Below are 24,064 nucleotides of genomic sequence, written 5' to 3' on the forward strand. Positions count from 1 at the left end.
ATCCCCATGTTAGTTTGAGTTTGTAAATAGTGACTTAATCATCTGTATTTTTTGCTATTTTGCTGCATAATGCGTCCCTTGTTTTCCATTACCCGTAAGCGCTTAGTCTGTGGTTGTACAAGGATTTTGAATGCAGCATAACCAAATAGTAGCTAAACATATTGCCAAGTTACGCAGTGATGTTGATGCCGCTACCTCACAAGATGATCTGCTCGATATCATCACTCAAGTTAAAAATCACCAAGGTCCGTTAGATTACCGCGATAAGATCACCCACGGGATTAAGTGGCTATTGATCAGCGCTAGTGTGCTGAGTATCGTTCTGATATTTATGCGACTTGGGTACGAACAAGTAGAGCCATTAGCCAAGTTAGTGATTGATTACTCTTGTTATTGGTTTCCTGTCGCGTTGAGTTCATTGCTAGTGAGTTTTTGTCATGAGCGTGGTTGGTTGCCTGTACCTATGTCTGTCAATGTTAGCCTGCTGGTGGCGGCTATGGTTGCTGTAGCGATATATGTGCCAGAGTGGCCGAAAATTTATTGGGCGTTGATGTATGGCTTTGGTTATTTAATTAGTGCTGGTGAGATTGACGACAAGCAGTTTTCGCTGTGGTTAATGTTGATTATTGTTAGCTCCCTTGCTTGGGTATGGTTAGATTACCGCGCCAATTGGCGTAAACACCTTTCTGATAAAATATTCCTCCGTGATGCCTTATTTAATAATGGCTTAAAACAAACTAAACCAAGCCCTGAAGACAAACTTGATGCACTTGAAAAGCAGTTTGTTGAGTTTCGTCGTGGTAATGGTAGCCGCGATATACTGCAGATGTTTGAAGGAGATTATCAAGGTCAGCAACACAGCTTTAGTTATAAGCTTTATCACTTTCAATACACGGTAAAGCGTAAGCAAACTAGCTCAGATGGTAATGGGGGCTATAAGACCAAAACCGTGTATGAAGACCGTCATCGCTACGGTATGTTGCTGGATTTCCCATTTGCTAAAGGCTTGTGCATTGATGCTGAAGACGAGGTAAAGCTTAAAGGTTCAGTTTATCAAGAAAAGTATCAAACAGAATCCAATGCATTCAATGATATTTATCGCGTACAAGCTTGCGATAAAATCAGTGCTGCCCGCTTGTTAAGTCCCGCGGTGATTGAGTCGCTTATAAAGCTTAATCAAAATTTTATTTCACCTATGGTGGAAATTACTGCCGATGGTCGCTTGTGTATCGCCTCTAGCAGTAAGCTCATTATTGAAAAGCGTAAACATTCATTGGCAAAACCTGATGAGTTTTATAAAGAAATCGCGGGTCATACTGAGCTAAAACGGGTACAAAAGTTACTCGACGCTATTCATGAACTCATGCGTTTGTCTGATAATAATTTTGTTAATCAACAAACAACAGCTGCCCATGAAACGGTTGTAGATAGCAGTATTAAAATGGAAGTTAATAATTAGATGATTGCCCATAACCAACAAGTCACTCGCAATATTGAACAGATCCGTAGTGAGGTTAACCAAGCAGCTAGCCAAGATGATTTAATTGCGCTAGTTCGCAGGGTAGAGCAGCACGAAGGCCCACTGGATTATAGCGATAATTGGTATCGTTTCTTCTGCGTAGTATCGCTGTTTTTTGCCCTGTTACCCGTAGCCCTTGAGCTGGGATTAGTGCTGCCAGACGTTATTATGCAAATACTTAGCGCAGCGCTTGGCTACAGTGTCATTTGGTATCCAATGTTGTGCTTGGCCACAATAACTCGCTTTTGTGAGGATAAGGGCAAGCGCCTACCTATCCCTGGCCCAATATGGGGGCGGATGGCGTTAATGGCGGCAGTCGGTGCCAGCTTAAATTTTATTCCTGCTTGGCCATATTGGTACTGGGATCTGTATTTCGATACGCTGGCGTCATTTTTAGGTTTCTGGTACCCAAGCTCAGGGTTCGCAGCACATAATGGCGTGATAGGCTTGTTAATGCTGTTTTGGCTTCGAGGCCGAATGAATTGGCGTAATAAGTTATCAGATAAGATATTTTTAAAAGATGCTCTATTTAATAATAATCTAGAGGCAGTTCCGTTTGAGGGCAAAAAGCTGGCCAAAGAGCTAGAAGCTAGCTTTAGGGAGTTTAAGCGCGGCAACGATTTACGCGAAATTCAAAGTCTATACAAAAGCACTTATCAAGGCGATGTGCATCAATTTGACTATCAGCTGTACCGTTTTCACTACGTAGAAAAACGTACCGAAACTACCACAGACGCTAATGGTAAAACGACTACTCGTACTGTTAGAGACCATTACTATCGCCACGGTGTGTTATTAGATTTTCCGTTTGCAGCGGACATGAGCATCAGTAATGACTTTGGTATCAAACGCCGAGGTGAACGCTATAAAAGTGCCTCGAATGAGTTTAATCGCCAATATCGAGTTCATGCAGCCGAGCTGATGACAGCTGCCCGTTTGCTATCTCCTGTGGTTGAAGAAAAGCTCAGTCTATTTGCTAAGAAGTTGAAAAAGCCAGTTTTAGAATTTAGTCAGCAAGGTCGACTATGTGTAGCGGTAACCGATGATCTGTTAGCGATTAAACGAGTGCATGGATTAGAAAACCCTAAAGCTTTTGCTGAAGAGTTGGCCGGTCATACTGAATTGAAGTTAATGAGCGAAATGCTAGAGCTTGTGCATGAAATTATGCGCTTTAGTGATAACAACTTTAAGGCTAGCGCTTAAATAGTAGGGCAAAGTGATTAGTCACTTCGCCCAAAAATGTTTACCCAGTTAAATAGAAGATAAAAAGGAAAGTTAAATGGATAGTTCAGTAATAGGCTTGATTGTTATTGCCGTTGTGGTCGTCGCTATCATCATGTTGTACAACGGCATTATTGGTAAACACAATGCGGTTGATCGCGCATGGGCGTCGGTACTGACTCAAGAGCGCCAAAAAAACAAGATCATTCCAATGGTTGAGCAGTTAGTCGAGCAATACAAACTGCACGAGTCTGAAGTGTTAACTAAGGTTACTGAGCTGCGTAGCGCGATTGCCGAGATGAGTTCAGGTGTAGACACGGCAAAACTTGCCGCCGCAGAGCAGCGCACCCAAGATTTAATGCAAGGCCTTAAAGTGACAGTTGAAGCTTACCCAGAGCTTAAAGCGTCTGATGTATATATGAAGTTAATGGCTGAAATCAGTGAGCAACAAGAGCAAATTGGCGCAGCGATCCGTATTTTCAACGCTAACGTTGAAGACTTTAATAACGCGATTGAGATGTTCCCAGGTTCGCTTATCAACAGCATGTTGGTGCGTAAGCAAAAAATCGCCAGCTTTAGCGATAGTGAAGCACAAGCAGGGTTTGAGTATAAGCCGAACCTTTAACCCATTGGGCTGGGTTTTAGCCCTAGTTAGGGTAACAGGCTGCGCCTGAGCTTAAGCAATTAAACTGCGCTTGATAAACGTCGTGGGATTCCATCCCACACCTAGGCAAGATGGGGGTAACAGCTTCCCGTTCTTGCCTATTTTTTTATAAAGAGTCCTAGCCGCCCCTATGGCGTTGTTAATCTTCATTCTCTAATAAAAATCGCCTAACGGCTGAGGTGGGACATCCATGTTTCGCTGAGGCTGAGCCATCATCCATGACGCCTCTACGACATTTGCTATTTTTTTTGATAAAAGCATAAAGTTAGTGTTTGGTTTGCAGGTCTTAGAACTTAGCGGTATTACACGGAGTGATACTAGCTTTATGCAGGCATGGCTGACATTGATTATCTGGTTACTAATTGTTTCCCCAAGCTTAAAAATATCATGTTGTTGCTGTAGGCTGAAGCAAGCGCGTAAAACAGTATTTAGCAGTAGTTTATCGGGGGCAAATAATGAATATTCAGATCAGAGAAGCACAATTATGTGATGCAAAGTCGATAAGTGAGTTAATTGTCCCGTTAGTAAAAAAATACGTTTGTCCAGACTGCGACGCATCGGTGCATGATGTGTTGCTTGGCTCTATGTCTGAACAGCGTATTGAATCCTATATATCTAGTAACTACTGCTATTTTGTTGCTGTATCGCAGAATAAAGAGGTTATTGGTGTTGCAGGCATTCGTGATAACTCGCATCTATACCATTTATTTGTTCACGATAACTTTCAAGGGCTCGGGTTGTCTCGCAAGCTTTGGCAGGCCGCAAAACAGCAAGCAATACTAAAAGGCAATCAAGGTCGTTTTACCGTTAACTCTGCGCTTGGCGCTGAAACTGTCTATTTGAATTTTGGTTTTAAGCGGATCGCAGGTATTAGGCGAGAAAAAGGTATGGTTGATATACCTATGTTATTGGAAGCCTAACTTTATTGGTAAATCACTAAAGCTTTAGCTGGGCTTTGTGTCGGTGCGCCTGAGTTTAGTAGGCTAGTAGCAATAAGATTGAATACGGAGATATTTATGCTAAAAAGGATCTGCCTCGTTATTACTTGCTTAGTATTACTGCTTGTTACTTTGTACCTGATCACTCCCCGTTCAACACTCGTTAGCTACATGATAAATGCCGAGAGAAGTGTCTCAGGATTGGCGCTACATACGTTGAAAATTGATGAGCTAGATATTGAATATCTCCGAGGCGGCAGTGGCACACCTCTTGTTTTACTGCATGGTTTTGGGGCCGATAAAGATAACTGGAATCGTATTGCAAATTATCTCACTGCTTACTTTGATGTTATTGCAATTGACTTACCGGGGTTTGGTAATAGTACCGACAATATTGAGCTTGATTATGATCTGTTTTCACAAGTAGCGAGGTTGAGCAAAACTTTGGATGCGCTCAACATTACAGAGTTTAATTTAGCGGGCAGCTCTATGGGCGGCTATATTGCTGGTAATTTTGCAGCTAAATATCCTAGTAAGGTAAAAAACCTATGGTTAATCAGCCCGTTTGGTGTTGTTGATTCAGAAAAGAGCGAGATGTTTTCTGCAATTAAAAATGGTCATCAACCAATGGTGTTACCGAGAAACGAAGCAGAGTTTATTCAGTTAGTTGATTTTTTATTTGTTGAGCCGCCTTATATCCCGAGTCCGATAGTGTCACATTTAGCTCATCAAGCTGAGCAACGGCTTGTATTGAATACCAAAATATATGAGCAAATCCATAGAATGCGAAATGGAGAGGCTCACCCTGACTCGCCACTTGATCATGTTTTAAAAGGTTACAAGGGGCCAGTTTTGGTTACATGGGGGCAAGCAGATAGGGTGTTACATGTTTCTGGAGCGACTAAGTTGAAGGATACTATCCCCCGTGCTGAAGTTGACATTATGGCGCAAATTGGTCATTTGCCTATGATGGAGGCACCTAAAGAAACTGCGAACAGTTTCATCGCTTTCGCGTTAAAACAATGAGCTTAATCGTCAGCAGCTTTATTGTTTGATGCTTTTAGTTAGGCGTTTATAACTTACCCTCGATAAAACGGATACATAAATATGGATATTATTAAAGCCACTCCAGCCGATGTAGCCTTGATAGCCCCCTTGTTTGACGCATACCGGTTTTTTTATGGTCAGGCGAGTAACTTAGCGTTAGCTGAAGAGTTTATTGCAGAGCGCTTAGCAAATAACGGGTCGGTGATTTTGCTTGCAGTTGATAGCAGCGGCAAGGCTTTAGGCTTTACTCAGCTTTATCCTAGCTTTTCATCTGTGTCGGCTGTACGAATCTGGGTACTGAATGATCTGTTTGTTAACGTTAATGCCCGTCGCCAAGGTGTGGCGACACAGCTGATGCATGCTGCTAAGGAGCTTGGCATTAAAACTGGAGTTAAGGGCTTACTCTTAGAAACTGGGGTAAACAATGTAAATGCGCAAAGACTTTATGAGTCTTTAGGTTATATCAAAGATTCTGGCAGCTAGCATTACCTGTTAAATCTATAGCTGTAATTAATCTATAGGTGTCGATAGCAGCTATGGAAAGTAAATGAGCAAGCGAGTTGAGATTAAGCTAACCGAAGATGAAGCTTGGGTACTTTTTGAGTTTGTTCGTCGATTTAGTGATAGCGACAAGCTCGATATTGAAGAGCAAGCCGAGCAACGTGCACTTTGGAATTTGTGCTGTACCTTTGAAACAACATTTCATTTAGAGGCGAGCATGCGTTGTTAAAAGTTCCATCTCTCAGTGCCGCACAGGACTGAGAGATGGGCTTTAGCGATACATCATCGAAAATTGTTGTCGCTGAGCCGCATGAGTTGCTCTACAGCTTCGAGTAAATGATTTAACTTTTTCAATTCACTGCGACCAGCTAGCTCTTCGGCAAACTCTGTAGGGCTCGCCAATCCGTATTGGCGCCTAAGAGTGAGTAAATCATCATCGTCAATAGCTAAGCAGCACTTACCGTTGGCGTTCACCTCAAATACTAAGCGGCGATATGCGCCTTTTAACTCAAGAAACTTCTCTACTGTTGCTGGCTTTAACAATTTAGCGGCTTGCATTTTATGTTGGCAAACGACTTTATAGCTTTGGTTAAAGGCGTTGGATGCATCGGTATATTTGTTGCCTTTTATGGCGGGTAGGCCGTCAGCATCAAGCGCAACGCTTTTTACATAAGGGAAATCAAATAACAGTCCGTAGCGATGGTAATGGTCGTACACTGTGGTTCTTGTGGTTTTACCATTGGCGTCGGTATCAGTTTGTCTGCGTTTTATCACGTAATGAAAGTGGTACAGATTAAACTGAAAACTGTGTGCTTTACCTTGATACTGTCCTTCGTAAAAGGCATCGATAGTTCGGCGGTGATTGCCCCGGTGAAACTCTTTGAACTGAGCTTCCAGTGCTTTTGATTTAGCTTCTGGGATTATCTTGACCTGAGTTAAATTGTTGTCGTGTAGTATGTCTAAATGGTAGATGCGATCAGACACAGACTCGCGCCAATGTTTGCGCATACGTAACCAAACCCACAGAATAGGAACAATAACACCAGCCAATAACGCTAGGTTAATCGGAATTTTAATTTGCCCATTTAGGCTAATGAGTTGAATGAGCTTTTCAAATACGAACCAATAAGCCAAATGCCATTGAGGAAAAATATTTGCTACAAGCAAGGGACAGGCGGCAATGGCTGCCATTCTAAGCCAAGGGCGGCTTATGGAGTGAAACAGTGGTATGCGTTTACCTTGGCGTTCGAGATAAGTGACTAATAAGGGAGCCGAGATTGTCGGTAGCCAATAGACAGAGCTCTCAATAACATCAAACACTAAATGAACAAGACTGCTGGTAAATTGCGGGTAGACATAATTAACCAAAATACCATAGCTGCTAAATGCAAGCAGTAACCACATTAGTATACTAGGTAGCTTGTCATTGTAATCAAGTGGGCCGGGATGATGCTTAACGGATTCAACAATTTCAATCAGTTGTGCCTCGGTGGTGGCGGCCTCAACATTTGCTTTTATTTGCTCAATATTGGCTTTCACTCGTTTATTGTGGTTCATTTTATTCCTTCTAGTCGCGCTGTTGTGCGAACAGAGTAAAACGCCTATCTGTAGGCGTTTTGGTATTAATATTCACTGCTATTGAATTCGAATTTAATGTGGTAGCAATAAACTCTTACCAAGGTTTCCACCATCGCTCGCTGTGTTGCCAGTCTCTTTTATCACTAAATTTGGACTCTAGAATGTAATAACGTTCACCATTAAACCGCAAATGGGTAATAATGGTACGGCTTTGGCTACTATCTGTGCGTTTGGGCAAAGCACCTGACAGCTTAGTTTTAGTGAGCAATTTTAGGTCGGCAAAGCCTTTGTATTGTTTGGGCTCAATATGCAGCGCACCTTTGCCGCTCTCCACGATATAGCGCTTTGTCAAACCCGCTTTATCGTTAGTTTCACTTTTAATGACCTCAGGTGTTCTGGCAACATGGTAGCCACTTGGCTCGTTTTTCCAGACTTTCCAATAGTACAGGGGCAGTTTTTCCACCACGGGGATTAAAAAGCGCCCTTGATGAACAAATAAATTTAAATAATCAGATTTATACTCATTTGCGCCCTCAGGGTGTTGTTGCGCTTGTACTCGTACCCCGAGTGCGCGGGTATCACTGTTGAGCTTGTAGTTAGCTGTATCAATCCAAAGGGGCGCTGGCGAATTTGGATCTTTGTTATCTGGCGTGTCAGCAACAATGGTTAATCCAGCTCGCTCATATAAACTACCAGTATGACGAGCGATAACCTCATGAGTCTGAGTGTCCATAATGACGGTGCGCAGGGTGTAACGCCTTTCACCTGCATAGCTTCCGCCTGTCCATTGCAAGTATGCACCCATGGTGAACTGTTCTTGGTGTGGCAGTTGCTTACATACCGCGGCGCTGAACCCTCGAACATCACCACTGTCATTTTCCATTGCTTCAAGGGCATCTATGCTGCACTCCTGCTTGGCATGGCTTGTTGACGAGAAGGCTAACGTGCAACTCAAAAGCGCACAAGTCAAAAGGCTGCTGTTAAATAGCGCGGTTAATCTGCAGCAAAATGGGTTGGTTTTATGCTTGTTAGTTAGCATCTTGGCTCTCCGGTTGATTGCTGTTTGGCACTATTTTCGACGCGCTCTCATCGTCGCTTTCACTTAAAAAATTGACGCCAGTTTGGTTTATTTGCCAAAACTCTGGGGAGGGTAATCGCTCGGTGATAACCGGGTAACGCTTGCCATCATATTTAAGCTCGCTGCTAAAATTGATTGGCTCTATTTGATCGTATTCGCCATCGGTACGGTATTGCTGACCTTGGGTTATTAACTTTAAATCATGGTAGCCATGGCTAGTTGTTGGTAACACCTCTACTTCACCTTCAACACCATAGTGCAGGTATACGCCACCGTTACTTCCGGCGAGATCTGTGCCTTCAATTTCGTAATCCAGTGGTAGGTGTTTTAGCACTGGGCGTAACTTATCACCTTGTTGTACAAACAAGGTCATAAAGCGGTTGGTTTTAAAGGCTTGATAGTCGCCATGTTGTTGGCTTTGTGGTGAGTTGTCGTAGTTGACGAGGTCGAGTATTAAACCCAATGCAGGGGTATTGTCGTTTAAAGCGTATTCGCGGTGGACAATACTATTTGTGTCAGAATGCACCTTAATGTTGCTATTTTCATTAATGATCCCGGTATAGCGTGCTTCAACTTTATTGCTATAGCGGTTAACGAGGATTACTCGCCATAGATAGCTTGTGTAGTTATGCTCGATTTCTTTGTAGGGCTGGAAATAAGAGAGTAACGCTTGCTCTTTATTATGTGGCAACACCCAGCACACAGGATAGTATAATGACGAGCTAATACCGTGCTTTCTGCTGAGGAGTGCTGCATCAAAATCGATCACGCTGCCTAATTGATTCAATGCACAATCTTGTTGTTGAGATTTTTGTTGCTCATATAACGCTTGTTCAGGAGTGTCTTTTTTTAAGCTGCCGAGTGCGTAGCTATTGGCGCTACAGATAGTGGTCAATAGTAATGCGGTAAAAACAATTAATGATTTATTCATAAGGTCGATTAGCTTGTCCTAGTGATGTTATTAATTAGCAAGGGCGCGATAAATTGTGGTTTTGTAACCTCTAACTTGTATATAAATACATAGATAGTCTTAGTTAATGGCATCAATAGCGACCAGCTACTATGCTTGAGCGGAGCAGTATAAAGATTTGGTCGCCATTCTGGAGTACTTTTGGCTGCCTACTTCTGCGTTGAAAAACGTCACAAGGGAACAACCATTCCTTCAGTTATTCGCTTTGAATTCGTTTGCCAAAATCGCTCTGAGTAGATCAGCTTCTTATACTAATTGGTATTACGTGCCCTATTTAAAATGAGCAATTTCTTTATTCATTGATGCATCGAACACTCATAGCGTATATATATTTGCCTCTTGGTCTTATCTCAACGCCATCTTGAAAGTGGTTCATACTTACACTATAAGCATGCTCCTTAGATGATGTAGTTGCAGACCAAAAGAAAGCAAAGCCTTTCATATAGTTAATAAAGTTATCCCAGCTAACCTCAATTCTACCTGCAGGTAAAACCGAAAAGCCAAGATCATTTGAGGCGTAACCATTCCAATTGCCCCAGCTGGACAGTTCGGCGGCATTTTTACTCATTTTTCGGCCTGACAGATATAGGGGGCCATGTGCTTCAATCGCGTGCTGCCACTCTTCGATTGTCGGCAAGCGCCACCCATCAGGACAGACTGATAGCGCTGACTCCCATGGGTATAGTCTGCCATAGTTTTCTATATAATCATGTTTGGTTATACCTTCGTTATTTGCGGTACCGTCATTAACATCACATAGTTCGCATTTCGGATAGCTTTCCTTTAGCTCAAAAGCCATGTTTTCAGTAAGCCACTTGTGTTCACCAATACGTATCCAGTGATATTGTCGTCCATCCCGACTATCGGTGATAGTTCCGCTTGAAGGGGGAGTATCTATTGCTGCAGACTTAACTGGTAGTGCTAATAAAAGTAAGTAAACAAGATTATATAATTTGCCCATTAATCGCTCCATTACCAATTGGTTACCTTTAACTAAGTAGGGTACTTTGACCATGGAATACAGTCCAATTACAGTTGTGCTATTGAGTAACTGAATAATGACTGGCCGATGGTTTTTCTTTTCTGTTTTTTGCTTTGACTTATGTTCGCTAAAAAATCTCTCAGAGCAGATCAAATCGTGATTTTATTAATTAGCAAGGGCGCGATAAATTGTGGTTTTGTAACCTCTAACTTGTACGCCCTTACGTAGTGGTATGGCGTATTGCGCTAGCGGACGGTTGCTGTAGTCAATATATTGCGGCGTAGCGTAATAAAACACACCACGATATTGCGCAGGCAAATCCTGTTGCTGCAGCAGATCATATTTAAGGTTATAGCTGCTGATAGGTAACGGTTTACCGTTATTATTAATCGGTTCACCCAGTTTGTCGGCAAGGGCTTTTGCAGTTCTTTGTGCGCCAGCATCTTCTACCCAATTAGCGACTAATTGGCCGGCAGCATTGTGCTTTAGTGGCATTAAAATAGTGTCTTTAATCAAAGGGATCGTTTTGACTTGCGCTAATTTCATTTGATAAAGCTCAAACTGCAGTGCTTTGTTTTTTGAGACTTTATCTATGTGCGGTGCATTGATGCCATAAACCATGTGGTCACAGGTTATTTCGTCATAGCCTTGGTTGCTGCATACTGCGCCCCAGTCAGGCATAGTAATTTCAATCAGTGCTGCACCGTATACCGCATTATTGGCATTCGATTTTGTGTCTATCGCCTCAAAGTAGCTGCCGAGAATGTTGTAATCAACACTTTTGCGGCTTGCTAACCATCGCTTGTTAAACGAGTCACTTCGCTTACCCTCACAGATCAGTAAAGGGAAGGGGATACGATTGCCTGCTTGTGCCGCTTGATACATGGCTTTGCGTTCACTCTCATCAAACTGACAACTACCTAAGTCGGTCATTAAGGTTTGTATTTGCGGATTGTTGTTTGATAGCAGCGAGCAGCCCGGTAGTAAGCTTATGGTTAGTCCAAGCGCTACTGTGCGCAGCGGCATTAACATTGGAAGCTCACTTGTGGGAAGGCTTGTTGCACATGCTCTAAACGAGTGGCAGTTGTTAGCGTTTTGCTCATGAGTGTGTCCTTACTACGGCATTAAGCCAAGGTGCATGGTTGTTAATATTACAAGAGGTATGACACTAATAGATAACGCCGACTATTGATGTAACTCTAGAATAATATTGAACTTTGTTGATTGATATTTGGGGGATTGTATGGATAATTCGTTGCAAATAAAACAGCTAGAAGTTAAAAGCTTGAAGTTGAGATAGATTAACGCTGTTAACTAATCTGAACACGTTAACCTTGCCCTTAATTGCCAAATCTTAAGTGAGTCCCTATGACATTAAGCAGTAATCTTAAGTCCCTTTTCAAGCGTTTTGCTAGTGCTGATGAGGTCGAACATGCCGCGCTAAATACAACACAGCAAACGACAGAGCTCAAAAATATCGCCATGACTAATCAAGGATTAACTGTTGGCAAGGCGCTGCAAGAGGTTGCTGCAAAGTATCGTTTTCAGCAGCACCAATTATATCACGGTGGCACTAATCAACTGCAGGTGGTTGAGGATACTGAGCAAGGGGTTGTATTACACAGTCAGTTTGAGTTAATCGGTAGCACAGGTGATGTGGTGATAACAGAGTGGCTGGCTATCGATGGCTTAGACTTTGATGGAGCTTCATCAGCTAAAGGCTCTGCCTACTTTGTGGCGGTTGATAATGTCGGTCAATTTTTTATTGGTCAATTGAGTAAGCCGGGCAAATATAACTTGTCGGCTTGTTTTTCATTGGCTGTTTATCCCACTGAGGATATCTGCTTTTATCAAGGCCAGATTTGGCTGGTGGCTGCCAAGCAATCAGGGCGCTTTAGTCATAAACAACTTTTTGTGGTGGATTTAACTCAAGCTGTAGGCGCATTATCGAACCTTATGCAAATACAGTTAGGCGACCATTTTAGTAAGTGGGTTAGCGAATATGATGTGCCGTTTGATTTTGCAAGAAACACTATGGTCTGTACTGCTCACAATGAGCTGGTGTTTTATCAACGTTCCAAGCATGGCTCGCATCAGTTGGTGTGTTTCAATCCGGTCACCGCTCATGTGCAGGAAATCCCACTCACGGGCAAACCCGCGCCTGATGATATATCTGTACGTAACACCTTTTTTCAAGATAAAGCCCGTGGCTTAGTGCTATTAGCCAATGCAGAAACCGTAGGCTTATCAAATGAAAGCTCAAAAGTAGATACCGATCTTCAAGGTGACAACCATCAGCAGCAGCGATTTGATTATTCACTGCAGCTTATCGATTTAAATCAAAAGCAGGTCAGTTGGAGCCGTACAGTTCGTTCACTTCATGTATCGCAAATTTGCAGTGATTATGAGGCTGAAGACATAGTTGAAGCTTTAATAGCAATAGCCCAAGGCGATCTCGACTCAGAACATCATGAGGGGTTACAAACGTTTATAGAGTGTCTCACCAGTGCGGTGTTTGCTAAAGATGGCAATAGTATTTGGCTAGCTTGGCAAGATGGTGTTGCGCAGCAATTGTCACTGCAAGGCGACAATATCTCGCCTTTATATCAATTGGTTCAATTAAACCAAGCGGGTGAACAACGTGGCTTGAGTTATGACCATGACTTGCTGACAATTCAAGGGCAAATTAATCAGTGTCTGTTTGCTGCTGTGGGGGAGGAGGAAGATGCCAGCCTATGGCAGTGCACTGTGCCTAGTGTTAACCCTGATGAGTTTACTTTTGATGGCGCAACTAACACGCATTTAGTTTGCGAGCGCCCTGAGGTTAATCTCATTATCGACAGTGCGGAGCATTTCCAGCCAAGTGCCACGGGCCAAGTTGACATAGTGTGCCGAGATCTAAGCTGTAACACTGCGCGGTTAGCGGCGTTGCAACAACTTGAAGCACTCATGCCACAGCTGCGACTGTATTATCAAGCTCATCCCCAGAGTGAGGCGCTTTATTTCGCGTTTATTGAACAGCAAATAGCAGGTTGTATTTCGCAAAGCGAGTATGATTTCTTTGCATCGGCTGCTTATGATGACAAATGTGCATGTGTACTGGCTAACATCGTCAAGCAATTTGCTAGTTGGGGTGTGGGTGGTCATCTTAAAGGCTTAAAGGGGATCCCTGTGTTCGCCGAAGCAGTATTGTCGCTGGCCTTTAAACTAGAATATCTAGATGTGTTAGCCGAGTATTTTAATGCGCTTGATAATCAGCCTCCTATTCACCCGTTTCATGTGCACCGCACTATGGCTGTGATCCGTGATACCCATGCGGATACACCAGAATTGGCTCGATTTTTACAACGATTACCTTGGCCATGGAATGATGCTGAGTTTACTGTGCCAAATGTGGGAGATTATGATGAATAACTATTTAAAGCGTATTGCTAATGGCTATACAGTCGCTACGAGTTTGGCCTTGCTATCTATGTCTGCCTTGGTGACGCCAGCGCACGGATTTGAAACTGAAGTGCAAAGCTTTTTTCATGGTGACTGGGAGGTAACATGTGATAACACCCATACCTGCCGCGCCGTTGGCTACCACAATCCCGAGCAAAGAAATACTGCAGGGGAATACAGTCCGGTTTCGGTGATTTTCACGCGCGCAGCAGGTGAGAATGCAAAAGTTACGGGTAGAGTGAAGTTTGGTGCGCTGTCATTTGATGGTGAGGATAAGCACGCTGGTAATGACACTATTACCTTGAGTATTAATGATACTTACCAAAGTGTTTTGTTGCCTGAATTGCCAAGTTATGAGCAAAAAGGCATTCGCTTTAGTGGCGATCGTCAGTTGACTGATAATCAGGTCAGCGAATTACTTAAGGCGCTTACTATGAAAGGCCGAGTATCGATTAAATTTGATAGCAACACAGGCGATGAGTGGTATCTATCGACTAAAGGCTCTACTGCGGTTTTATTAAAAATGGATGACTACCAAGGGCTAGTTGAAACACCTTTTGCGATTGTGAAAAAAGGCCAAGTTAGCAAAGGGATTGTGCAACCTAAGCAAGTTCCGGTTATTTCGATACCAGATCAGCCAATACCGGTTACAACAGCGGCAGATCTTGCATTGGCAACAGATGCTGATTTTAACCAGAGAATAAGAACAGCACTTAATAACGCTTGTGATAACGTCCCAGCAGAAGACCAACCATTAGAGCTTGAGCTAGCCAGACTGACACCAAATAAGCTTGTTGTATCAACCATGTGTTGGTCAGCTGCATATAACTATGGTCAAGCTGTATGGCTGGTTGATGATAACGCTGAGATTGAACCTGTGTTAGTGACCGATAGTGCGGTGAGTTATGCTAATGGCGTGATAGATGAGTTTATGCGGGGCCGAGGAGTTGGCGATTGCCTCTCTGCTAGGCGCTATATTTGGAATGGCAGTGAGTTTATTTTAGCTGATTCCTATACCACAGGAGCGTGTCGTGAAATTGCGCCGGGTGGTGCATGGTATATTCCGACGACGGTTAGCACTGTAATAAATGGTGTTGATCCCGCAGCAGGGATCGACTGTGAGTCTGAGCAAGCTTATAGCACCCAAGGTATGGTGAAATGTGCTCAACGTGAGTTAGCAGGTCTTGAGTGGCAAATGAGCGAGCAATTAGCAGAAATTGAACGATTTTCGCATGCAGAATATAACACAAAGGCAGATGAAAGCCGCGAGGCTGCAGCGGCTATTGCCCAAGCACAGCAGGCGTGGCGTACTTTTCGTAAAAGTGAGTGCAAAGCTCAGCAACTAAGTGCAGCAGAAGGCTCGATGAGTTTGCCACTCTTTGTTGGTTGCCAAGTGGATTTAACCCAAAAGCGTTTACAGCAACTACAGTTAACCAAGCAATCGCTAATGTACTAAAAGCGACTATAACCTTCCATATTAAATAAGCGTAAGTAGCGAGTAGACAGGTGAATAGTTTGTTGACTCGCTATTTTTATCATCATTTCAGAAGAAAAAGTTATAACTCGTTTTGTCGATATAACTGAATAAGTCGATTAATTATACAATTTTGTTACTTATTTGGAGGTATTCCTTCTAACTAGCTGAACCTTGCAAAATTTCTTCGTGATCTAGCTTCAAAAATTCAATCACCTCAAATCAATCCGTTAACAATTAATTATTATATTAGTAACTCATGAATATGCTAATCATTCTCATCTAGTGCACATGTGTATGATTTTAATAATTTAGATTGATTTTTACATCTAAAAGCTGCTTCTTAGATACCTTTTTATATTGTGAGCCAGTCAACGTATTTCAATAAAGTTAGCGGTATGCCTCAAGTTATTGGCAGATATGCGGATTATTGAATTCAGATATATCCGAAGAATAAAATACCACCTTCGATATACAACCGGCCTGTAGTTAATGTCCACAATAAAAACCGTAAAGTCAGTGAATTTTATGGCCAAATTAATGGCTAGCAGTTTACTCACTATGCTCATCAGTGTTTTGCCTGCGCAAGCAACTCCATGGGATAAGCTTGACTCAACGCAACTCGAACAAAAATTAACAGAGAAATTTAGCGAAGGTAAGTACTCTCCAAAAGGAGCGGACTCTTGCCTGATGTGTCACAAGAAGAGTGACAAAGTCATGGCGATCTTTGATGGTGTCCATGGTGATATGAGCAATAGCAAATCACCGATGGCTGGCATTCAATGTGAAGCATGTCATGGCCCGCTAGGTAAGCATAATCGTGGTGGTAAAGAGCCAATGATTAGCTTTAGTCCAGATAGCAAGCTTTCTGCTGCTAGCCAAAATAGTGTGTGTCAGGGCTGTCACAACGATCCTAAGCAAATGGCATGGCATAACAGCACTCATAACCTTGAAGAAGTGGCTTGTAGTGACTGTCACGATATTCACGCAGCTAAAGATCCTGCACTTGACCGTTTAACGGTTAACGACACTTGTACTTCTTGTCACACCCGCGCTAAAGCTGACATGAACAAGCGTTCATCACACCCAATGAAGTGGGATCAGATGACCTGTATCGATTGTCATAATCCACACGGTTCAATGACAGAAAGCGCACTTATCAAGCCTAGCCTAAATGAAACTTGTGCTGAGTGTCATGCTGACAAACGTGGCCCATTCCTATGGGAGCATGCGCCAGTGATGGAAGACTGCTCAAGCTGTCATACACCGCACGGCAGTGTAAATGACAACCTTCTTAAATCTCGTACACCGCAGTTGTGTCAGCAATGTCACGCCGACGATGGCCACGCAAGCCGTATGGCAAGCCAAGCGGGACTAGATGCGTTCAGTGCAGGTAAGAGTTGTTTAAATTGTCACAGCAAGATCCATGGTTCTAACCATCCTGCTGGCAGCAACTTTGCCCGTTAAGTCTAGGAGTGACTCTATATGCGTTTAATTAAACCTTTTTCATTAAACCTGATCACCCTAGCGTTATTGGGTGCAGGTACTAGCGTGTATGCGGCAGACTTTGGTGTGCAAAACGCCAATATCGCTGCAGGTAAAACCGCAAACTATCAATGTAAGCGTTGTGTTGAGCCGCAAGGCTACACAGGTAGTGTAGGTGTGAGTGTTGGCGCGATTGACGCCGATGACAATCATGCTATCAACCAGTTTGGTACTGGTGATGACGGTGCTGTTGCAGGTGTGAATGCCGATCTTGCATACCAGCAAAGTGGTTACAAAGCTAAAGTACAAGCGCACCAACTTGGTATGCAAAACGGCTTTGTTACTATGGAAGCAGGTAAAAGCGGCCATTATAAACTTGATGTAGATTTCCAAACGATTACCACTAATCAAGGCAGTAATGCAGCAACAAACCTATGGCAAAACAATGGCATGCTAACACCAAGTGACCAGACTCGCGTGCTTGATCTTGAGTTACAAAGACAGCGTAGCGGGATTGGTTTTGAATATGACTTCTCAGAAGTGATGGGCCTAGGTTTAAGTAGTTATGCTCGTTATGACCGTGAAGATAAAACCGGTCACCGCAGTGCAAGTCTAACGAGTCCACGCCCAACGAACTTTGCTGAAGCCGTTGATGAAACTACAGACAAGTTCAGTGCAGGTATCGTACTTGATGGTGCGAACTGGTTGTCAGAGCTTAGCTATAACGGCTCACGCTACGACAACAACATGGGCGATTTAAGTCTGCCTTACGCTTACGATGTATACAGCGCAACACCAGATAACCAAGCGCATCAAGTGTCGCTATCTGGCCAGTACCGTTTAGCGTCAAGTGTATTTAGTGGTCGCGTGGTTACCGGTCGTATGATCCAAGATCAAGATCTTATCCAGATGAGCGGCAACCCTATTCAAAACTGGGATGGTCAGGTTGATACCTTAAGCTCAAATCTAGCAGCTAGCACTCGAGTAAGTAATCGCTTACGTCTTGGTGCAAGCTATGACTACAGCAAGCGTGACAATCGTTCATCAGTGTTTGATTTTGCACAGTATGAGTTTGATTCAATGTCTGGTGCGTTTAAGCAAAACACACCAATGGATATCGAGCGTCAAACATTCAAGACTAACGCAAGCTACCGTATTGCTAGTGGTTATCGCTTACAAGCTGGTTACGATTACAAACAAGTTGAGCGAAGCTATGGCGAGCGTGAAGAAACCCGTGATAACGAGTTTTGGAGCAAGCTAAATATTCGCGCTATTGACAAGCTAACTCTAGATTTTGGTGTGAGCTATGGCGAGCGTGGCGGTAGTGAATACCAAGCTAACGAGCTGACTAGCGATGAAACAGAGTCGTTACTGCGCAAATACAACCTAGCTGATCGTAAGCGCACTGAAGTAAATGCCCGTGCGAACTATGCGCCACTAGAGTGGTTAACTTTCGATGTTAGCACTTACTACGCAAACGATGACTATGACGCCACTGTAATCGGCCTAACTCAGGCTAAAGATTACGGTTACGACATTAACGTTCATGCACAAATTTCTGCACCGCTATCTGTTTATGCCTTTGCTGGTCAGCAGTGGATCGATTCAGACCAAAGTGGCGACCAAGCATCGATTTGGCACACAGAGATTAATGATGAGTTCATTAACTTAGGCCTAGGCGCGACCTATAGCGGCTTAATGGATGGCAGATTAATTCTAGGTACAGATTACCTATTTGCTAATTCATCAAGTAACACTGGCGTCAACGGTTACAACACTGGCAGCTCAAATACTTACGATTACGGTAGCTATTACTCGTACAACCACAGTGTGAGTTTGTATGGTCAATACCTGATCTCTGAGCAGATAGCAGTTAAGTTGGCTTACCAATTTGAACGTTATTTTGATACCGACAGTGCTGCGGTTACACCCGATAGCATTCCAGGTTTAATCACCTTGGGTGACCTGAACCACAATTACAACGCCCATCAACTGATGTTGACCTTCAGCTACAAGCTGAAATAACTCGACTCAGTCACTAATAAGTTTGAGGAAAACAAAATTATGGAACGCAGAAGTTTCTTAAAAATGAGTGCCGCGCTGGGCTGCGCCGCAACAGTTACCGGCTGTAATTCTAGCTCTGATGATGCCAATGTTATTCCACCACAGCCGCCTGTTACAGACGAAGTGGTGAACTGGTCATCTTGCCTAGTTAACTGTGGTTCTAACTGTCCAATTAAAGTCTTCACTAAAGACGGTATCGTGACCCGTGTAGAAACTGATCACGAAGTAGAAGATAATTATGGTCTACACCAAGTTCGTGCTTGTGCTCGTGGCCGTTCACTGCGTCAAAGAAACTACGCAGTAGACCGTTTAAAAACACCAATGAAGCGTGTTGGTGAGCGTGGTAAAGCTGAATTCGTACCAATTAGCTGGGACGAAGCGACTAGCATTATTGCTGAAAAGCTTTCAGCTGTTTACGCACAAGAAAATGGTGCTAAATCAGTATTCCGTAGCTACGGCTCAGGCGCTTACTATGGCTTTGCATCAAATGCATGTTTCAACCGTCTATTTAACCTAAATGGTGGCTGCCTAAACGCTTACGGTAACTACTCTTGGGCGCAGCAGATGGAAGCGGCGAAGCACACTTTCGGTACTGGCAGTACTGCTGGTTCATCAACGATTACTATCGAAGACAGTGATTTCTTCTTAGGTGTTGCTTACAACCCAAGCGAAATTCGTCAATCAGGTTCTGGTGAAGGTTACGACTACCTACAAGCGCTACAAAGAAATAACGGCCTTGAAGTAGTTATGATTGACCCACGTTACACTGACTCTATGTTAGGTAAAGAATCAAGCTGGTTACCAATTCGTCCAGGTACTGATGCAGCGTTTGCTGAAGCGGTAGCTCATGAGATGATCAACCACGCAAACTTCGATAGCCAATCACTACCGTTTGTTCTTGAGCACTCAGTTGGTTTCAACAAGCAGTCTATTGAAGATCAAAAAGCCATTTTTGCTGCTAGCGATGATGCGACTAAGCAAGAATACGCTAAGGTAATGAACTCAGATGAAAACTACCAAGACTACATTTTAGGTAAAGGTATTTACACTGACGCTAAAACACCAGAATGGGCTGAAAAAATCTGTGGTATCTCTGCAGAGAAAATCCGTTACATCGCTGGCAAGTTAATGACTGCTAAAGCGCCATACATAGTTGTTGGTGCAGGTGTTAACCGTCAAGCAAACGGTGAGCAAAGCATGCGTGCACTTTACATGCTGTCAGTGCTAACCGGTAAGCTTGGTACTCGTGGTGCTTCAAACGGTGAACTACCGTCAATGAGCAGCATGTCACGCGCTGGTATCCCAACAGGCAAAAACGAAGTTAAAGAAAGCATCTCATTCTTTACTTGGTCTGAAGCGATTAACCACGGTGAAACTATGACTGCACGTAGTCACGGTGTTCGTGGTACTGACGGTTTAGACACGCCGCTTGGCGCTAACATTAAGTTCATTTTGTCAGCATCAGACAGCTCACTATTGAACCAGCATGCTGAAATTAACAAGACTGCAGATATCTTCCGTAATGCGGAAGATCTATTCATCGTATCTTGTGATTGCTGGATGACGCCGGGCGCTAAATTTGCAGACATCATTCTTCCAGACACCAGCTGGTTAGAATCAAACGACTTAGTTAACGATTCATACGCTTCTGGTTCATTAGGTTACTTAACTGCTATGTCTTCATCTGTGGAGTCTATGTGGGATTGTAAGTCTATGTACGAAGCCGCTGCAATGATCGCCGATAAGATGGGCGTTGGCGCAGCATTTAGAGATGGCAAAAACGAAGAAGAGTGGCTAGAAGAGCTTTACCAAAGCACTAAAGCGAATAGCAACAACATCAACGTGTCTCCAGCGTTCCCAGCAACTTACAAAGAAGCGCAAAAAATTGGTTTCTTCCGTAAGAACATGAACGATAACCACGTTTCACTACAAAGCTTCGTTAAAGATGGTAAACCACTGTCTACACCAAGTGGCAAGATTGAGATCTACTCTGCTGAGTTAGCATGGCGTGCAGCTAACTGGGATCAAGAGAATAGTGCTCAAAACCCAACTGGCGTAAAAGGTGACACTATTACCGCGATTCCACAGTACACAGTGACTTGGGATGGTTATGAAGATGAAGACGCTAAACAAGATTACCCAATTCAGTTAGCGGGTTACCACACTAAGGGTCGTACTCACTCTAGCTACCACAACGTGCCATGGTTACGTGAAGCGGTAGAAGACGCAGTATGGGTTAACCCAATGGATGGTGCTAAGCACGGCTTAAGTTCTGGTGACAAGATTGAAATGTACAACGAACGCGGCTCTGTTGAAGTGACAGTACGTATCACACCACGTGTAGCGCCAGGTGTATTCGCACTAGGTCAAGGTGCTTGGTACAACCCAGGTAACAAGCGTGGCAGCACTGGTCACATTATTGATGAAGGCGGCGCGATTAACTCGTTAACACGCTACCAGCCAAGCCCTGTCGCTAAAGGTAACCCACAGCACACTATTCGTGTTGCCATTAAAAAGATTTAAGAGAGTAGTTAATTATGACTGAAGCAACTCAATACGGTTTTTACGTAGACAGCACTAAGTGTACTGGCTGTAAAGCATGTCATGTATCTTGTAAAGACCGTCAAGGTAACGAGATCCGTAATAACACCAACCCAGAGCAAAATGGTGTTCCTGCACTAAATGGCGTAACTTGGCGCCGTGTGTATGAATATGGTGGTGGACAATGGACTGAAGGCCAAAATGGCTGTTTCGAGCAAAGTGTATTTGCTTACTACATGTCAATTGGTTGTAACCACTGTTCAGAGCCAGTATGTGTTAAAGCTTGTCCAACAGGTGCTATGCATAAACGTCGTGAAGATGGTCTAGTACACGTAGCACAAGACCTATGTATCGGTTGTGAAAGCTGTGCTCGTGCATGTCCATACGATGCACCACAAATCGACCGTGAACGTAAAGTAATGACTAAGTGTGATGGTTGTTTTGAGCGTATCGCTGAAGGCCGTAAACCTGTATGTGTTGAGTCTTGCCCACTTCGTGCTCTAGACTTTGACACTATGGATAACCTACGCGCTAAATACGGTAACGGCGATGGTCACATTGCACCATTACCACCAGAGTCAATCACTTCACCAAACCTAATCATTAAGGCGAACGTGAATGGTGGACAAGGCGGCGATATCCTAAACCCAACTGAAGTTTAATGTCAGTTGCTTGGATAACAAACGTCTTTATGTAACATATCAGCGGGCTGAATGGCCCGCTTAGCTTTTAAGGTAAACTATGTCTTCAAACACGCAGCCGTTAACACCATCAGCGCTGACTCAATCGTCTATAAACAATATTGACTTTGTTGAGTATCAAGGGCTTGCGCGAATATTGCATCATAGCCTTATTCGTTATCCTGAAGCCGATTTTATCAAAGGACTAAAAGAGTGCGATGTAGCAGGCAGTTGGCCTGAATTTAATCAACGCACAGAAAATAGTACTGGACGTAAATTGCTGCAAGGTTTTTTACAGCAATGGCCAAACGAGGCTGACACTGCACAGGCAGAGAAAGCATTAATTACCTTGAAGCTAGATTACGGCCAACTTTTCTTTGGACCAGGTGAACCGACAGCTGTGCCGCAAGGCTCAGTTTATCTGTGTGAAGAGCAGTTGATCAACGATAGAACCACAGTTGAACTGATGGATTTTTATCGCGCTCATGGTGTTGAATTGCAACTGGATTATAAGCAGCCTATTGACCATATCGGCTTATTTTTTGCGGTATTAGATCAAAGCTTTGGTCGCTTACAGACAGAAGTAGATAACCAAGCGTTAATCCGCTTTGTGCAAGTGTTATTGCAACAACATTTATTACCATGGGCAACACGCTGTTGTGAATTAGCGGTAGAGCATGCCAACAGCGATTTTTATCGCGGTCTAGCGCTATTAACTTCAGACTTCTTGTTGCAATTGCAACAAGACTTTCAAGTGCTTGCTATTGATAAGCGTTTATTTCGCTAATTGATGACTTGCTCTGAAATATAAAAAAGCCCGCAATTGCGGGCTTTTTTATGTCACTCATTGGCTATCGATAGCTCCCCATATTGCGGCTCGATTGGCGTTTTTCGCTGCGTACTTTTTCTAGTTGGGTATTGATTGTCTGTAACAACTGGCAAAGCTGCTGGGCGTTTTCGCTAAGGGTTATTTGTTCAACATTGTTCTTAATCAGTGATTGGCTCCATTGATAAGCAATAGCCAATACTAGATGCTCAGACTGACCTAACTCCCCTTGCTCAATCTCTTTGACAAACAACAAGCGGCTAGCGGCAAATAAGCAGTGCAGGGCAAGCTCATTAGGCAGTGGGGTTTGCTCTTCAGCTTCCATTGGCGGTAACCATACAGGTTCGCCTTCGACGAAGACTAATGCCGAGATCGTGTTAGTCACCGTTGGTAATGATGTTGCGCCACCAAAAAGCTGCTGAACTTTATCGGAGTTTTTTAAAGTTAATGCGAGGCGGTGGGCAAGAATAGACTTACTCCATTGCTGGCCTATGGATCGTCTTAAGGTCATAACGTTTCATGTCTCAGTGAACGAAGATAACAATAAACTAGCATTGTAACAGCAAGCGCTAATGAACTTATGTGCGCTGCGCGGCAATATTGTCAGATGAGCGTCTAAAAACGCGCTTGTTTAAATCGGTTTCTGCTAGAATCTAGCGCTGAATTAAGATTATTTACAAGGCGTTAAAAATGGATATCCAACGTATTAATCCGTGTGCAAATTGGTCAGATGCAACAGTATTTAACAACATGGTGCATTTTGTTGAGATTGCCGCAGATCCTGAAGGTAATATGCTTAGCCAAACTGAGCAATTATTTGCCCAAGCTGAGGCCACGCTTGCTAGTGTGGGCAGCGATAAGTCACGTTTATTATCAGTAACTATTTACGTAACAGACTTTGCTAACGTGGGCGTATTTAATAAAGCGTGGCAAGCTTGGTTACCTGAAGGTTGTGCACCGAGCCGTGCATGTTTGAAAGTCGAGCTTGCCGATCCTGCTTATCTAGTAGAGATTGCTTTTGTTGCAGCGGTTAAGTAAGACTGCATATCAGT

21 protein-coding genes are annotated in these 24,064 nt (G+C 43.4%); 15 read left to right on the plus strand and 6 right to left on the minus strand.

Going from position 1 to position 24,064, the window contains the following annotated elements:
* The first annotated feature begins 130 nt into the window (after positions 1-130).
* From L884_RS22130 to L884_RS22135, 7 genes are all read left to right on the plus strand, one after another.
* A complete protein-coding gene (locus L884_RS22130) occupies positions 131-1,459 on the plus strand; it encodes a DUF3137 domain-containing protein (RefSeq protein WP_084221445.1) in 1,329 nt (442 codons plus the stop codon).
* Positions 1,460-2,722 (plus strand): DUF3137 domain-containing protein, encoded by a 1,263-nt coding sequence (locus tag L884_RS0114085; protein ID WP_028768095.1) that lies wholly within the window; start codon positions 1,460-1,462, stop codon positions 2,720-2,722.
* Positions 2,723-2,798: 76 nt separating this feature from the next.
* A complete protein-coding gene (locus tag L884_RS0114090) occupies positions 2,799-3,365 on the plus strand; it encodes a LemA family protein (protein WP_028768096.1) in 567 nt (188 codons plus the stop codon).
* Between the two features lie 494 nt (positions 3,366-3,859).
* On the plus strand, positions 3,860-4,324 hold the full coding sequence (locus tag L884_RS0114095; RefSeq protein ID WP_051435638.1) for a GNAT family N-acetyltransferase: 465 nt from the start codon (positions 3,860-3,862) through the stop codon (positions 4,322-4,324).
* A 96-nt stretch (positions 4,325-4,420) separates the two neighbouring features.
* Positions 4,421-5,368 (plus strand): alpha/beta fold hydrolase, encoded by a 948-nt coding sequence (locus L884_RS0114100; protein ID WP_028768098.1) that lies wholly within the window; start codon positions 4,421-4,423, stop codon positions 5,366-5,368.
* Between the two features lie 81 nt (positions 5,369-5,449).
* Positions 5,450-5,872 carry a GNAT family N-acetyltransferase gene (locus L884_RS0114105; RefSeq protein ID WP_028768099.1) on the plus strand — a complete coding sequence of 141 codons (423 nt, stop codon included), beginning with the start codon at positions 5,450-5,452 and terminating at the stop codon, positions 5,870-5,872.
* Positions 5,873-5,936: 64 nt separating this feature from the next.
* Positions 5,937-6,119: a hypothetical protein gene (locus L884_RS22135; protein WP_037410982.1), complete on the plus strand. Its 183-nt coding sequence runs from the start codon at positions 5,937-5,939 to the stop codon at positions 6,117-6,119.
* A 53-nt stretch (positions 6,120-6,172) separates the two neighbouring features.
* Here L884_RS22135 and L884_RS0114115 read toward each other — a convergent pair whose 3' ends face one another.
* The 5 genes from L884_RS0114115 to L884_RS0114135 form a co-directional block, all read right to left on the minus strand.
* Positions 6,173-7,447, minus strand: a complete 1,275-nt coding sequence (locus L884_RS0114115; RefSeq protein ID WP_028768100.1) for a hypothetical protein — start codon at positions 7,445-7,447, stop codon at positions 6,173-6,175.
* Positions 7,448-7,562: 115 nt separating this feature from the next.
* A complete protein-coding gene (locus L884_RS0114120; protein WP_028768101.1) occupies positions 7,563-8,507 on the minus strand; it encodes a PA3715 family protein in 945 nt (314 codons plus the stop codon).
* Entirely contained in the window at positions 8,497-9,477 is a 981-nt protein-coding gene (locus L884_RS0114125) for a hypothetical protein (RefSeq protein WP_245603131.1), read from the minus strand. The genes L884_RS0114120 and L884_RS0114125 overlap by 11 nt, the downstream gene beginning before the upstream one ends.
* Before the next feature lie 331 nt (positions 9,478-9,808).
* Positions 9,809-10,477, minus strand: a complete 669-nt coding sequence (locus L884_RS0114130) for an FISUMP domain-containing protein (protein ID WP_169731790.1) — start codon at positions 10,475-10,477, stop codon at positions 9,809-9,811.
* A gap of 186 nt (positions 10,478-10,663) precedes the next feature.
* Positions 10,664-11,530 carry a hypothetical protein gene (locus L884_RS0114135; protein ID WP_051435639.1) on the minus strand — a complete coding sequence of 289 codons (867 nt, stop codon included), beginning with the start codon at positions 11,528-11,530 and terminating at the stop codon, positions 10,664-10,666.
* Between the two features lie 336 nt (positions 11,531-11,866).
* On the opposite strand from L884_RS0114135, the gene L884_RS0114140 reads away from it, so the two are divergent.
* The 7 genes from L884_RS0114140 to L884_RS0114170 all read left to right on the plus strand — a co-directional run bounded on the left by L884_RS0114140 (position 11,867) and on the right by L884_RS0114170 (position 22,973).
* A complete protein-coding gene (locus L884_RS0114140) occupies positions 11,867-13,912 on the plus strand; it encodes a hypothetical protein (RefSeq protein ID WP_051435640.1) in 2,046 nt (681 codons plus the stop codon).
* A complete protein-coding gene (locus tag L884_RS0114145) occupies positions 13,905-15,398 on the plus strand; it encodes a DUF1176 domain-containing protein (protein WP_245603133.1) in 1,494 nt (497 codons plus the stop codon). Before L884_RS0114140 ends, L884_RS0114145 begins: the two co-directional genes overlap by 8 nt.
* A 546-nt stretch (positions 15,399-15,944) precedes the next feature.
* Positions 15,945-16,883, plus strand: a complete 939-nt coding sequence (locus L884_RS0114150; protein ID WP_028768107.1) for a DmsE family decaheme c-type cytochrome — start codon at positions 15,945-15,947, stop codon at positions 16,881-16,883.
* 18 nt (positions 16,884-16,901) lie between these two features.
* Positions 16,902-18,926: an MtrB/PioB family decaheme-associated outer membrane protein gene (locus L884_RS0114155; RefSeq protein WP_028768108.1), complete on the plus strand. Its 2,025-nt coding sequence runs from the start codon at positions 16,902-16,904 to the stop codon at positions 18,924-18,926.
* Positions 18,927-18,965: 39 nt separating this feature from the next.
* Positions 18,966-21,488: a DMSO/selenate family reductase complex A subunit gene (locus L884_RS0114160; RefSeq protein WP_028768109.1), complete on the plus strand. Its 2,523-nt coding sequence runs from the start codon at positions 18,966-18,968 to the stop codon at positions 21,486-21,488.
* Between the two features lie 14 nt (positions 21,489-21,502).
* A complete protein-coding gene (locus tag L884_RS0114165) occupies positions 21,503-22,168 on the plus strand; it encodes a DMSO/selenate family reductase complex B subunit (RefSeq protein WP_028768110.1) in 666 nt (221 codons plus the stop codon).
* A 79-nt stretch (positions 22,169-22,247) separates the two neighbouring features.
* Positions 22,248-22,973 (plus strand): TorD/DmsD family molecular chaperone, encoded by a 726-nt coding sequence (locus L884_RS0114170; RefSeq protein ID WP_028768111.1) that lies wholly within the window; start codon positions 22,248-22,250, stop codon positions 22,971-22,973.
* 64 nt (positions 22,974-23,037) lie between these two features.
* Here L884_RS0114170 and L884_RS0114175 read toward each other — a convergent pair whose 3' ends face one another.
* A complete protein-coding gene (locus L884_RS0114175) occupies positions 23,038-23,523 on the minus strand; it encodes a hypothetical protein (protein WP_028768112.1) in 486 nt (161 codons plus the stop codon).
* A 179-nt stretch (positions 23,524-23,702) separates the two neighbouring features.
* Between L884_RS0114175 and L884_RS0114180 the strand changes: the two genes are divergently transcribed.
* Positions 23,703-24,050: a RidA family protein gene (locus L884_RS0114180; RefSeq protein WP_028768113.1), complete on the plus strand. Its 348-nt coding sequence runs from the start codon at positions 23,703-23,705 to the stop codon at positions 24,048-24,050.
* Positions 24,051-24,064 lie beyond the last annotated feature (14 nt).

The organism is Shewanella fidelis ATCC BAA-318 (assembly GCF_000518605.1).
GTDB lineage: Bacteria > Pseudomonadota > Gammaproteobacteria > Enterobacterales > Shewanellaceae > Shewanella > Shewanella fidelis.